8 protein-coding genes and 2 pseudogenes are annotated in these 12,327 nt (G+C 62.9%); 4 read left to right on the plus strand and 6 right to left on the minus strand.

The window, feature by feature from the left end; all coding sequences use genetic code 11:
• Positions 1-63: 63 nt before the first annotated feature.
• Positions 64-1,473: a helix-turn-helix domain-containing protein gene (locus tag FFM81_RS17355; protein WP_138385031.1), complete on the minus strand. Its 1,410-nt coding sequence runs from the start codon at positions 1,471-1,473 to the stop codon at positions 64-66.
• 193 nt (positions 1,474-1,666) lie between these two features.
• On the opposite strand from FFM81_RS17355, the gene aceA reads away from it, so the two are divergent.
• The gene (aceA, locus tag FFM81_RS17360; protein ID WP_138385030.1) at positions 1,667-2,956 is read left to right on the plus strand and encodes an isocitrate lyase; all 1,290 of its coding nucleotides are present in this window, start codon (positions 1,667-1,669) and stop codon (positions 2,954-2,956) included.
• A gap of 21 nt (positions 2,957-2,977) precedes the next feature.
• A complete protein-coding gene (locus FFM81_RS17365; RefSeq protein ID WP_003570242.1) occupies positions 2,978-3,214 on the plus strand; it encodes an SMc00767 family acetate metabolism repressor in 237 nt (78 codons plus the stop codon).
• Between the two features lie 51 nt (positions 3,215-3,265).
• On the opposite strand, the gene FFM81_RS17370 is transcribed toward FFM81_RS17365, so the two are convergent.
• The gene (locus FFM81_RS17370) at positions 3,266-4,135 is read right to left on the minus strand and encodes a LysR family transcriptional regulator (RefSeq protein WP_003570244.1); all 870 of its coding nucleotides are present in this window, start codon (positions 4,133-4,135) and stop codon (positions 3,266-3,268) included.
• A gap of 90 nt (positions 4,136-4,225) precedes the next feature.
• Between FFM81_RS17370 and FFM81_RS17375 the strand changes: the two genes are divergently transcribed.
• Positions 4,226-4,480, plus strand: coding sequence for a hypothetical protein (locus FFM81_RS17375; protein ID WP_025415359.1), 255 nt, complete (start codon positions 4,226-4,228; stop codon positions 4,478-4,480).
• Here the strand turns inward: FFM81_RS17375 and FFM81_RS17380 are convergent.
• The 4 genes and pseudogenes from FFM81_RS17380 to FFM81_RS17395 form a co-directional block, all read right to left on the minus strand.
• Positions 4,453-6,299, minus strand: a pseudogene (locus FFM81_RS17380) (methyl-accepting chemotaxis protein). The gene FFM81_RS17375 and the pseudogene FFM81_RS17380 sit on opposite strands and share 28 nt — an antisense overlap.
• Before the next feature lie 154 nt (positions 6,300-6,453).
• Positions 6,454-8,982 carry a methyl-accepting chemotaxis protein gene (locus FFM81_RS17385; protein WP_138385029.1) on the minus strand — a complete coding sequence of 843 codons (2,529 nt, stop codon included), beginning with the start codon at positions 8,980-8,982 and terminating at the stop codon, positions 6,454-6,456.
• Between the two features lie 313 nt (positions 8,983-9,295).
• Positions 9,296-9,439, minus strand: a complete 144-nt coding sequence (locus FFM81_RS17390; RefSeq protein ID WP_003570248.1) for a hypothetical protein — start codon at positions 9,437-9,439, stop codon at positions 9,296-9,298.
• 137 nt (positions 9,440-9,576) lie between these two features.
• Positions 9,577-10,796 (minus strand): annotated as a pseudogene (locus FFM81_RS17395) (BaiN/RdsA family NAD(P)/FAD-dependent oxidoreductase).
• Between the two features lie 87 nt (positions 10,797-10,883).
• Between FFM81_RS17395 and FFM81_RS17400 the strand changes: the two are divergent.
• On the plus strand, positions 10,884-12,320 hold the full coding sequence (locus FFM81_RS17400) for a glutamine synthetase family protein (RefSeq protein ID WP_025415355.1): 1,437 nt from the start codon (positions 10,884-10,886) through the stop codon (positions 12,318-12,320).
• The last annotated feature ends 7 nt before the right edge of the window (positions 12,321-12,327 follow it).

Raw genomic sequence — 12,327 nt, forward strand, 5'->3', positions numbered from 1 at the left:
CAGACTAAGAAGGAATTTCACAGCCCACAAGCGCAAAATCCTGCGCCTTCAATGATTTCACAATCACTGGAAATCGAAGGCGCTGAGCCCCGCCACCATCTCGTCGAGCCCCAGCGGCCGCGTCACCGGCGGTTCGGCGCGGGAAAGGCAGCCGCGCCGCTCGCAGAGCCGACAGGCCGGACCGATTGCGACCGGCTCGAGCACTGTTGCCTGGCCATAGACCAGTGCGTCGCCAAGGGCGGCATCGCAGCCGATCAGGATCGCGGTGCGCCTCAGCCTTTCGCCGAATTCGACGCTCGGCCCCTCCAGGGTGCGGGCGACCGTCAAGAAGGAGGCGCCATCCGGCGTGACTACGGTTTCGGCGAGGATCTGGCCGGGCTGCAGGAAGGCCGCGTGGATATTGAGCTTCGGACAGCCGCCGCCGAAACGGGCCTGCGGAAAACCCTGGGCGCCTGCCCGCCGCAGCCGGTGGCCGGCGGCATCGATCTCGATCAGGAAGAAGGGAATGGCGGCAACTCCCGGCCGCTGCAGCATCGTCAGGCGTGCGGCGGCATGGCCGAAGGAGACGCCCAAACGCGCCCGCAGAATATCGATGTCATAACGCGTTGCCTTGGCCGCGGAAAGAAAGGCTTCGTAGGGCATGGCCAGCGCCAGAGCGGCGATGCGGGCAAGCTCGAAGCGGGCGATGCGGCGCGCCTCGGCGGAGGAGAGCTGGAGATCGTCGAGCTCGGCATCGATGGCCGGCGACAAGGCAAGCGTCGCTGCCTCGACTGATATCTCATGAGCGCGGTCGGCCTGCGACAGGCGCTCCGAGATGAACAGCCGCATCGAATGGCGGTCGAAACGGCGGCGTAGATCCGGCATGACGTGTACCGGCAGGACCCGCACCGCAATGCCGCGCTCGGCGCGCAGCCAATCCTTCAGGCCGGCAGCAAGATCGAGGCCGCCCGGCAACGTCGCCGCAAAGGCTTCCGCCGCCATCTCGATCCGTCCGAAATAGGCGGACCTGCGCTCCAGCGTCTCGCGCACCTCGTCGAGCGGCAACCGGCCGGCGGCAACCGGCGCGTGGCCCTCGGCGGCCATCAGCGCCGTCAGATCGGATAGCCTTGCCGCCTGCTCGCGATAGGCGCGATAGAGCTTGATCATGCCGCTTGCCGCATTGGGTGCGGCTTCCGCCACCTCGACCAGTTCCTGGTCGCCGGGCAGTTCGCCCGACAGCAGCGGATCGGCAAAGACCTCCTTGAGCTGGCCGAGACTGCCGCCGGTCTGCCCGCGCAACTCCTCCAGATCGACCCTGTAGACGGCCGCGAGCTTCAACAGCAGTTGCACCGTCAGCGGCCGCTGGTTGCGTTCGATCAGGTTCAGATAGGAGGGCGATATTTCCAGCGCCTCGGCCATGGCGGTCTGCGTCAGCGTCAGCGCATTGCGGATGCGCCGCAATTTCGGGCCTGCGAAGATCTTCCGTTCCGCCATTGTCACACCCTTTGACAGAGACGTGGCGCCAATTTTTACAAAATTTTACAAATTCACAGTGCCACTCTGTCAATCCTCGTCATCTTAACCTCTTTCCGACCTGGAAATCAAAGGTTTTCCTGGCCATGTCGCACGATATTGTCAATCTTGTCATCAACACCCCCCGATATCGATTTTTAGTGAGGAGATCAGCATGACCGATTTTTACAAGCTCGTTCCAGATGCACCGGCGGGCCGCTTCGACGGCATCGACAGGCCCTACTCGGCCGATGACGTGCGGCGGCTCAGGGGCTCGGTGGCGCTGACCCATACGCTGGCCGAAATGGGGGCGGACCGGTTGTGGCGGCTGCTGCGCCAGGAGGATTTCGTCAATGCGCTCGGCGCGCTTTCCGGCAACCAGGCCATGCAGATGGTACGCGCCGGGCTGAAGGCGATCTATCTCTCCGGCTGGCAGGTGGCAGCCGACGCCAATACGGCGTCGGCGATGTATCCCGATCAGTCGCTTTACCCCGCCAATGCCGGGCCGGAGCTAGCCAAGCGCATCAATCGCACGCTGCAGCGCGCCGATCAGATCGAGACCTCGGAAGGTCAGGGGCTTTCCGTCGACACCTGGTTTGCGCCGATCGTCGCCGATGCGGAAGCCGGCTTCGGCGGACCGCTCAACGCGTTCGAGATCATGAAGGCCTATATCGAAGCGGGTGCGGCCGGCGTCCATTTCGAGGATCAGCTCGCCTCGGAGAAGAAATGCGGCCATCTCGGCGGCAAGGTGCTGATCCCGACGGCCGCCCATATCCGCAATCTCAACGCCGCCCGGCTTGCCGCCGACGTCATGGGTGTTGCGACGCTGGTCATTGCCCGTACCGACGCGGAAGCGGCAAAGCTGCTGACCTCCGATATCGACGAGCGCGACCAGCCCTTCGTTGATTATGACGCCGGGCGCACGGTCGAAGGTTTCTACCAGGTCAGAAACGGCATCGAACCGTGCATCGCGCGGGCCGTCGCCTATGCACCGTATTGTGATCTCATCTGGTGCGAGACTTCGAAGCCGGATCTTGACCAGGCGCGGCGTTTTGCCGAAGGCGTGCACAAGGTCCATCCCGGCAAGCTGCTCGCCTATAATTGCTCGCCGTCCTTCAACTGGAGGAAAAACCTCGACGAGGCGACGATCGCAAAATTCCAGCGCGAGCTCGGCGCGATGGGCTACAAATTCCAGTTCATCACACTCGCCGGCTTCCACCAGCTGAATTACGGCATGTACGAACTGGCGCGCGGCTACAAGCAGCGGCAGATGTCGGCCTATTCCGAACTGCAGCAGGCAGAATTCGACGCCGAGGTGAATGGCTACACCGCCACCAAACACCAGCGCGAGGTCGGCACCGGCTATTTCGACGCCGTGTCGCTCGCCATTACCGGCGGCCGGTCATCGACCACGGCGATGCACGGCTCAACCGAACATGCGCAGTTCAAACCGGCTGCAGAATAGAGCGAAGAGGAGGAGAAGATCATGGCATCCATTTCACGCGTCAGGGAACGGGCCGAGGAGCAGGCGACCAGTATGAGCGAGGATCAGCAGACGACGATCCGCATGCTCGCCAACGACCTGCATCGGCTGAACCAGTCGGTCATGAAAGCCGTCGAGGCCGGCGTCTCGGTCGAGCTGGTGCGCTCGGCCCGCCATCACGGCGGCGACGGCAACTGGGGCGACCTGCTGATCCCCGTCGTCGTCACCAACCGGCATTGAGGAGAACCGCCCGCGCATCCGAAGAGATGCGCGGGCGTTTCATCACCAATTTCAGCCGCGGCTCGGCCGTTTTCCGGCGAACAGATCGGCATAACTTCTGATGAGTTTGGTCATGCGGTCGGCGACCGTGCGGATCTCCGGGCGATGGCGGTCCTCGGCGTTCATGACGATCCATTGCGCGTGGCGTAATTCCGGCAGTTCGCCGCCAAGTCGCTGCAAATCGGGATGGAGATCGCCGACAAAACAGGGAAGCACCGCCTTGCCGGCGCCGGCGCGCACCAGATCCGGCAGCGAACGCGGCCGGTTGACGGTGGCGACGATCGCGGCTGCAGCATTGGCGTGCGGCCAGCGCAGATAGGCCGAGATTGCCTCCTCCTCGGCAACCGCAATCCAGCGCTCGTCCGTCTCGGCGGCGTTGCGTCTGATATAACAGGCATAGGCGACTTCACCGAGCCGGCGGGCGGCAAGATTGGCCTCCTCAGGTTCGAAGGCGCGAATACCGATATCGCTCTCGCGATAGGCAAGGCTCGCCCGCGCCTCGCCGATGGTGAGCGAAATGGCAAAGCCATCACCCGGCATGCGGATGGCGGCAAAATTCTCCGTCAGCAGCCAGGCGAGCCAGGTGCCGGCGGCAACCTTGACGGTCGTGCCGCCCTCGCCCGATTGCCGCCACGCCTCCACCTTGCGGGCGGCAGCCTCCATCTCCTGAAGGTGATCGAGCAGCGCCTGGCCATCCCGCGTCAGGCGGTAGCCGGTCTGGCTGCGTGAAAACAAGGCGCGGCCGACCTCCTGTTCGAGATCGAGCATCCGCCGGCCGACGGTCGCCGGGCTGAGCCCGCTTGCCGTGCTTGCTCCCGTCAAGCCGCCAAGGCGAGCAACCTGCAGGAAAAGCTGATAGGAATCCCAATTCGCGTTTTTCATCGATGAAAAACATAGCGGGATTTTCCCTGTTTATGAAGAGAAATTTGATGCCTAAATCAGGTGATGTCTTCTACAGGAAAGGACATCGCCATGATCGACATGATGACCATCGCAGGCACGCTGGGATATCGACACCGTCGCGGGCCAAGCGGGGACAAGACGGAGGAGGATCGGTTCTATGCCGAGTTCGGAGACAACGGCCTCATCCGCTTCGCCAGCTGGCTGAGCTCGCTTGACCTCATGCTGAAGCGTGTCGCGTCGAAAGGACTACGCCGCAAAGCCGCGGCGCAATCCTGCGATAGCTGCGGCTGCGTGCCTCAGGCGACTTTTCTTGCGCCGAGGTGAGCCGGTGCGGACCCGGCCACGATGCGGAGGCGCTCGATCAGCGTCATCAGCGTGTCGGCCTCGCCGGCGAGCAGACGGCTTGCCTGCGTCGTCTCGGCAACCATCGATGCGTTCTTCTGGGTCATCTGGTCCATGGCGTTGACCGAACCGTTGACCTCCTGCAACGCGGCCGACTGATCGCGGCTCGCTGTGGCGATAGTCTCGACATGGCCGCTGATCGCGATGATCTCCTGGCTGATCGAGGCAAGGACGCTGCCGGTCTTCTGCACCAGTTCGGAGCCCACCGTCACTTCGCGGCTTGACGTCTCGATCAGTGACTTGATCTGGCGGGCCGCATCGGCCGAACGCTGGGCGAGTTCGCGGACCTCCTGGGCGACGACGGCGAAACCCTTGCCCGCCTCGCCGGCGCGTGCCGCCTCGATGCCAGCGTTCAACGCCAGAAGATTGGTCTGGAAGGCGATATCGTCGATCACCTCGATGATCTGCTCGATCTGCTGCGAAGCCTGCTCGATGCGCTCCATGGCGGCAACGGCATCGCCGACCACGGCGCCGGAATTGTCGGCCGTCTTCTTGGTCGCGGCGACGACGCTGTTGGCTTCGCGGGCACGCTCGGCGGACGAGCGAACCGTGACGGTGATCTCCTCCACCGCGGCGGCCGTCTCTTCGAGGCTTGCCGCCTGCGCCTCGGTGCGTTTCGAAAGCTCGCCTGCAGAAGCAGAAACCGAGCTACTGTTGCGCTGGATGGTCGAGGCGCTGTCGCGGATGCCGGAGAGCGTATCCTGGAGCCGCAGCAGGGAGGCGTTGAAATCGACGCGCAGCTGCTCCAACCGACCGACGAAGGGCGTGCCGATCGTTTCCGAGACATCGCCCTGCGACAGACGCCCTAAGCCAGCGGCAAGCTGGTTGACGGCAAAGTCGATCTGGCTGTCGAGCGAGCGCTTGTCGGCATCGTTCCTGGCGCGTTCGGCATCGCTCAAGGCGCGCTGTTCGGCGGCCTGCGTTTCGAGGCCGCGTCTGTCGCGGGCGCTGTCGCGGAATAGCGCCAAGGCCCGGCCGATGTCGCCGAATTCGTTCTTCTTATCGACACACGGGATCGCGCCGTCGAGATCGCCCGAGGAAATCGAGTGGACGCGCGCCGTCAGTGCCTGCAAAGGCTTCACCGACAGGCGGATCGCATAAAAGGCGAGAAGCCCGACGATGAGCATGCGATGGCGCCGACGCCGAGAACCAGCATTTGCAGCTCGTTCAGCCTTGCGTAATAGAGTTCCATCGGAATGCCGATGAAGAGTATACCGACATTGGCATTCGAGGCATTCTTGATCGGGAAATAACCGGTCATGAACTTGCGGCCGAAAAGCTCGGCCTGGCCGTAATAGGCCTCACCCTTGGCGAGTACCGGCTGGGCGGGATGTTCGGCGACGAGCTTGGTGCCGACGGCGCGGTCGCCGTTTTCCTTCTTGACGTTGGTGGATATGCGGACGTAGTCGCCGCCCTGCTTCTGGAAAATCGTCGCAACGCCGGCGATCGACTGCGCGGTGCGGTCGACCAGCGAATGATCGGCCAGCGCCGGAATGGCGTCTTCGGTGACGGTTGCGAGCTGGTTGTCCTTCAGCTCGATCTTTGCCGCCTGATCGGCCGCGCCGTAGAGCACAGCCATTGCCCGGGTGGCATCCCTGGCGTCGGCGACAGCCCCGTCCATGACCTGGCGGCTCAGATTGTAATAGGTCACGCCGACGATCGCGGCGGTGCTGACCGTCAGCAGACACAGCGTGATCGCAACGATCTGACGGACGATCGACGTAGAGAAAAGGCGCAGCATCAAAACCCCCGGCGGATAAACCAAGGCCAAATTAAGCCAAAAGCGTTAAGGAAAATTTTCCGTAAATCTGGGCTGCAGGCAGCGCCATTCTGAAACACAGAAACGGCCCCGGAAAAAAGCCGGGGCCGTTCGAACAAGTCAGATCGGGCGACGATCAGGCGGCGCGGTAGACCGGCGCGGCCGCCTCGCCGTCGATCTTGAACTGCTGGATGAGCCTGCGCAGAGAATCGGCCTCGTCGGCCAGTTCGCGGCTGGCAGCGGTCGTCTCCTCCACCATGGCGGCGTTCTGCTGCGTCATCTGGTCCATCTGGTTGACGGTGGCGTTGACGCTCTGCAGCGCATTGGACTGGTCGTGGCTGGCGCGGGCGATCATCTCGACATGCTGACTGATCGTGACGATCTGGGCGCTGATCTTGGCGAGCACCGTGCCGGTCTCCTGGACGAATTGCGAACCGGAGCTGACCTCGTTGGTCGACTTGTTGATCAGGCCCTTGATCTCCTGTGCGGCGGCTGCGGAGCGCTGGGCCAGTTCGCGGACTTCCATGGCGACGACCGCAAAGCCCTTGCCGGCTTCACCGGCGCGCGCCGCCTCGATACCGGCGTTGAGCGCCAGAAGGTTGGTCTGGAAGGCGATCTCGTCGATGACGCCGATGATCTGCTCGATCTGGCGCGCGGCTTCCTCGATGCGGCCCATTGCATCGATCGCATTGCTGACGACCACGGCGGAATCGTCGGCGCTGCGTTTGGCCTGGCGGACGATCTGGTCGGCATCCTTGGCGCGTTCGGCCGACGAACGGACGGTGACGGTGATCTCGTCGACGGCGGCCGCGGTCTCTTCGAGGGAGGCGGCCTGCTGTTCGGTGCGCTTCGACAGATCCTCGGCCGACTGGGCCATCTGGTTGCCGTTGCCCTGGATCAGCTCGACATTGTCGCGGATCTGGCTCATCGTCGCCTGCAGGCGCATCATCGAACCGTTAAAGTCCTGGCGCAGCTGTTCGAGACGGCCGATGAAGGGTGTCTCGATCGTCGTCGAGATATCGCCCTGCGACATGCGTTCGAGGCCGGCGGCGAGTTCGTTGACCGCGAATTCGATCTGGCGATCCATTTCGCGCTTTTCGGCATCGTTGCGCTGGCGCTCGTGTTCGGCGGCGGCGCGCTCCTCGTCGCTCTGCTCCTCGATGCGGATCTTCGAGATGGCATTTTCCTTGAAGATGCCGAGTGCGCGGGCCATGTCGCCGATTTCATCGTAGCGCTGCTCGCCGGAGATGCTGGTATCCAGCGCCCCTTCGGCGATGCGGCGCATGGCGGCGGTGATATGGCTGATCGGCCGCTGCAGCGTCAGGACCAGGGCAAAACCGCCGAGGATCGACAGGAGGATGCCGAGACCTGTGGTCATGACGGAGATGCTGTTTGCCTGGGTGCGCTCGGTGCCGGCCGTCTGTTTCTGCAATTCGGCGAAATCGGTGAGCTTCGTCCAGATCTGGTCGAGCTCCTGGCGGGCAGCGGCATAGGCCGTGACGCGCTCGCCGATCGTATCGACGATCTTCGAGCCGCCGCCGGAGATGGCGTCGAGCGCCGGCTGGATCGCACCGGAGATGCCCTCGGCAAAGCCCATGCCCTTGGCACTGGTGGCCAGCACCTGCATGTCCTTGCCAAGGGTGCCGGCCTGCTGCTGCAGACGCACGAGATTATCCTTGCTGGAGTTGGCGAGGAAATCGGAAAGGACGATCTGCAGCGCATAGACGGAATTTTCGAGGCGACGCGTATCCTGAAGCACGGAATTGGTCTGGGCGATGCGGCCTTCGAGTTCGGCGAAGCGCTGTGTCGCCTCGCGCATCTTCTGCGTTGCCGTCAGCTGCGTATAGGTCGAGGTCTGGCGGAAACGCGAGACGAGACGGCCGAGTTCGGCGACGTCCTCGTCGGTCGGAGCGGGCATCGCCGCGATCGCCTTGATGCTGTCGATGGTTGCGGTCAGCGCGTCGATGACGTTCTTCTGGTTGGTCGGAACCGAAATGGCGATCTGCCGCTGGGCCTTGATGATCGCAGGCATCTGTTCGTTGATGTAGGCGATCTTGTCCTGCGGCGTCTGCGGCTTGCTGTAGCCGCTGGCGACGGTGCCGAGGAAGTCGCCGCCCTTCAGCAGGCGGTCGGCCGTGCGCAGCGTGATGGTGGCGGCACCCTCGTCGTTCTGCAGCGCGGTCTGCAATTCCTCGGCCTGGTAGGAGACCGTGAAGCGGGTGCTGATCAGGCTCTTCTGCGCCGCGTCGATCTGCTCATGCAGTGCCTGTTCCTGCTCGTGCAGCGCCCAGAGCTTGTCAACGACACCGGATATATCCTTGGTGCGGCGCGACGCTTCGGCCAGGCTGTCGCGGCCGGCGGCCTCGTCGCCGACCTGGTTCAACGTCGCATCGAGCACGCCCTGCTGCGTCTTCAGCTCGGCAGTCAGCTTGTCGCGTGCCTGCGGGCTGGTGACGCGCAGGAAATCGTCCATCGAACCGTAAAGATCCTTGAAGCCGCTCAGCGACTGCAGGACGCTGTTGGATATTTCCATGCGGCCCTGCAGCAGTCCCGAGGCGTAAAGACCCGTCAGGCCGACCGCCGAAATGGTGACGACGAAAGGCAGAACGAAGATCAGGACCTTGGTCTTGATCCTGAAGCGGGAAAGAATCTTGTCAATCAACATGGCGTTCCGGGCCTTTCATACACCACTCCTCCCGCCGGCGGCCATTTGGCGCCAGCCGGGTGCACATCGAGCTGCTATTTAGATTTACATTGGGGAACCCGGAAGCCAGGCGGCAGTCATTGCCAGTTCATGTCCAAACAACTTGGAGATGCCCAAATAATCGCGGGCAATTGTGTCAGATTAGATATTAATTTTCGGATAAGCGGTTGCGGCGGATTAAGCCAAGGCGGTGAAATAGTTGCAATTTTGTAAGCCGTGGCGCCACGGGGCGGCACATTGCGCCGCGACCGTCATTGCAGGCCCGAAGACAGGATCAGAGGACGTGCGAGAGCAGCAGCGCCAGGCTGGCGGCGGTGGCGCCGGCGGCAAGCATCAGATAACGCAGGGCGACCATGCGAGCGTTGGGCTTTGCCTCGGCAATTGCGATGGCGCGGGCGCGTCGTGCGTTTCTGGTCATGCTCGAAACCTCACTTCTTCTGACACAACAATCCAACAAAACAGCTTGCCGGTAAAGCATTATCTAGGAACGATCTTGCAAACCGCCAATTGAGACAGGATGGCGCACCTCTATTAAGAAGTCTTGAATCGGTATTCTTACGCGTATTCGCCGGCGGCAAAACCGGAGGCCCAGGCCCATTGGAAATTATAGCCGCCGAGCCAGCCAGTGACGTCGACGCATTCGCCGATGAAATAAAGCCCGGGCACGGCCTTGGCCTCCATGCTGCGGGAATCGAGCGCTGCCGTATCGATGCCGCCGAGCGTCACTTCGGCGGTGCGGTAGCCTTCCGAGCCGGACGGTTTGACCGCGAAGGTCTGGGCGGCCGCGGCAAGGCGCAGCAGCACCCTGTCGGCCAGGTCGGCCATATTGCCGGCGATCTTTTCGCGCTCGACGAGAAATTGGGCCAGCCGCTTCGGCAAGATGTCGCCGAGTGCGGTCTGCGGCGACTGGCGGCCATTTCGCTCCTTTGCCGCCTTCAGATGTGCCGCAATGTCGATATCCGGTTCGATCGACAGAACAATCTCGTCGCCTTCGCGCCAGTAGGAGGAAATCTGCAGAATGGCGGGGCCGCTCAAGCCCCGATGGGTGAACAGCAGCGCTTCGCGGAAAGCGGTCCTGCCATGGCGGATTTCGGCTGGCGCCGAAATGCCGGCGAGCGGGGCGACGGCCTCGAGCAGGCCGGGATCGAGCGTCAGCGGCACGAGGCCGGGGCGGGTTTCAAGCACAGGCAGGCCGAACTGCTCGGCGAGGCGATAGGCAAAGCCGGTGGCGCCCATCTTCGGGATCGACTTGCCGCCGGTGGCAATGATCAGCGACGATGCTTCAAAGGCGCCCTCGCCTGTGGAGACGCGAAAACCCGCCTCCACCTTCTCGACGCCTGATACCTCGGTGCCGAGATACAGCTGGGCGCCGGCGCCGCGCATCTCAGTCAGCAGCATGCGAATGACGTCTTTGGCGCTGTCGTCGCAGAACAGCTGGCCGAGCGTCTTTTCATGCCAGGCAATGCCGTGCCGGTCGACCATGGCGATGAAATCGGCGGGGGTGAAACGGGCAAGAGCGGACTTGCAGAAATGCGGGTTGGCGGAGAGGAAATTCTTCGGCCCGGCATGGATATTGGTGAAATTGCAGCGGCCGCCGCCTGAGATGCGGATCTTCTCGCCGGGCGCCTTGGCATGGTCGAGGACCACGACCGAGCGGCCGCGATTTCCGGCCCGGATGGCCGCCATCATGCCCGCCGCCCCGGCGCCGATGACGATGACGTCGCTTTTGCGCTGCAAACCCGTTTCCCCGATAGATCCGCGTCTTCTTTTTCCATCGAAGGGCGAAAGTCAACGTTCTCAACCCCTCGCCAATTGGCAAAGTCTGGTTATGATGGCGCCACGATCAACCAAACCGGTGTGTCATGTCCCCAAAAAAGACGACGCTGAAGCCTGCCAGAAACGTACCCGCCTCGAAGCAGACCCCTCCGGACCCCGGATCCCTGCGCGGCGTTGCGAACTGGAAGGAAGCAGCGCGGTGGCTCAGGGATAGGGGCATCGAAGACATCGAATGCATCACGCCGGACCTTGCTGGCGTTCCGCGCGGCAAGATGATGCCGAGCTCGAAATTCACCTCGAACACCTCGCTTGCGCTGCCTTCGGCGATCTACCGGCACACGATTTCGGGCGAGTACCCGGATGAGACCGAGAGCTTCCGCTACGAGCCGCGTGACAGCGACCTGAAGCTGATGCCCGATCTTTCGACGCTGTCGGTCGTGCCCTGGGAGACCGACCCGACGGCGCAGGTGATCTGCGACATCGTCGATTCGGACGGCGGCGAAGTGCCCTATACGCCGCGCAACGTCTTGAAGCGGATCATGAGCCTCTATCACGACCGCGGCTGGAAGCCGATCGTGGCGCCCGAGATCGAATTCTACCTGGTCGCCAAGAATGACGACCCCGATTATCCGCTGCATCCGCCCAAGGGTCGGTCCGGCCGTTCGATCCTCGGCGGCCAGGGTTATTCGATTGCCGGCATCAACGAATTCGACGAGCTGATCGACGACATCTACCATTTCTCGGAAAAACAGGGTTTGGAGATCGACACGCTGATCCATGAAGAGGGACCGGCGCAGCTGGAGATCAACCTGCGCCACGGCAATCCGATCGAGCTTGCCGACCAGGTGTTCCTGTTCAAGCGCACGATCCGCGAGGCGGCGCTGAAACACGATATTTATGCAACCTTCATGGCCAAGCCGATGCAGGCTCAGCCGGGTTCGGCGATGCACATCCATCAGTCGGTGGTCAATATCGAGACCGGCAAGAACGTCTTCTCCAATGCGGACGGATCGGCGTCGAAGGAATTCTTCCATTTCATCGGCGGCATGCAGAAATTCGTGCCGAGCGCGATGGCGATGCTGGCGCCCTATGTGAATTCCTACCGGCGCCTGCAGCCGGATATGTCCTGCCCGGTCAACAATGCCTGGGGTTACGACAACCGCACGACCGCCTTCCGCGTTCCGGTTTCCGATCCGCAGGCCAGGCGCGTCGAAAACCGGCTGCCGAGCTCGGACGCCAATCCGTATCTGGCGCTTGCCGCCTCGCTCGCCTCCGGCCTGCTCGGCATCATGAAGCAGATCGAACCGACGGCGCCGACCGAAGATTCGGCCAATGAGGGCTCGATCGATCTGCCGCGCGGCCTGTTGGAAGCCGTGGCGCTGATGGAAGACGAGCCGGCTTTCGAGGAGATTTTCGGCAAGCAGTTCATCGGCCTCTACGCCGGCGTCAAGCGCGGCGAGTTCGAGACCTTCATGCAGGTGATCAGCCCCTGGGAGCGGGAATTCCTTCTGCTCAACGTGTGAGGCAGCG

Origin of the sequence: Rhizobium hidalgonense (assembly GCF_005862185.2) — a bacterium.
GTDB classification, from domain to species: Bacteria; Pseudomonadota; Alphaproteobacteria; order Rhizobiales; family Rhizobiaceae; genus Rhizobium; species Rhizobium hidalgonense.

What these genes read in the sequence shown, in the direction of transcription:
- FFM81_RS17355 (WP_138385031.1), bottom strand. Translation starts at nt 1,473, where the DNA reads ATGGCGGAACGGAAGATCTTCGCAGGCCCGAAATTGCGGCGCATCCGC.
- aceA (WP_138385030.1), top strand. Translation starts at nt 1,667, where the DNA reads ATGACCGATTTTTACAAGCTCGTTCCAGATGCACCGGCGGGCCGCTTC.
- FFM81_RS17365 (WP_003570242.1), top strand. Translation starts at nt 2,978, where the DNA reads ATGGCATCCATTTCACGCGTCAGGGAACGGGCCGAGGAGCAGGCGACC.
- FFM81_RS17370 (WP_003570244.1), bottom strand. Translation starts at nt 4,135, where the DNA reads ATGAAAAACGCGAATTGGGATTCCTATCAGCTTTTCCTGCAGGTTGCT.
- FFM81_RS17375 (WP_025415359.1), top strand. Translation starts at nt 4,226, where the DNA reads ATGATCGACATGATGACCATCGCAGGCACGCTGGGATATCGACACCGT.
- FFM81_RS17385 (WP_138385029.1), bottom strand. Translation starts at nt 8,982, where the DNA reads ATGTTGATTGACAAGATTCTTTCCCGCTTCAGGATCAAGACCAAGGTC.
- FFM81_RS17390 (WP_003570248.1), bottom strand. Translation starts at nt 9,439, where the DNA reads ATGACCAGAAACGCACGACGCGCCCGCGCCATCGCAATTGCCGAGGCA.
- FFM81_RS17400 (WP_025415355.1), top strand. Translation starts at nt 10,884, where the DNA reads ATGTCCCCAAAAAAGACGACGCTGAAGCCTGCCAGAAACGTACCCGCC.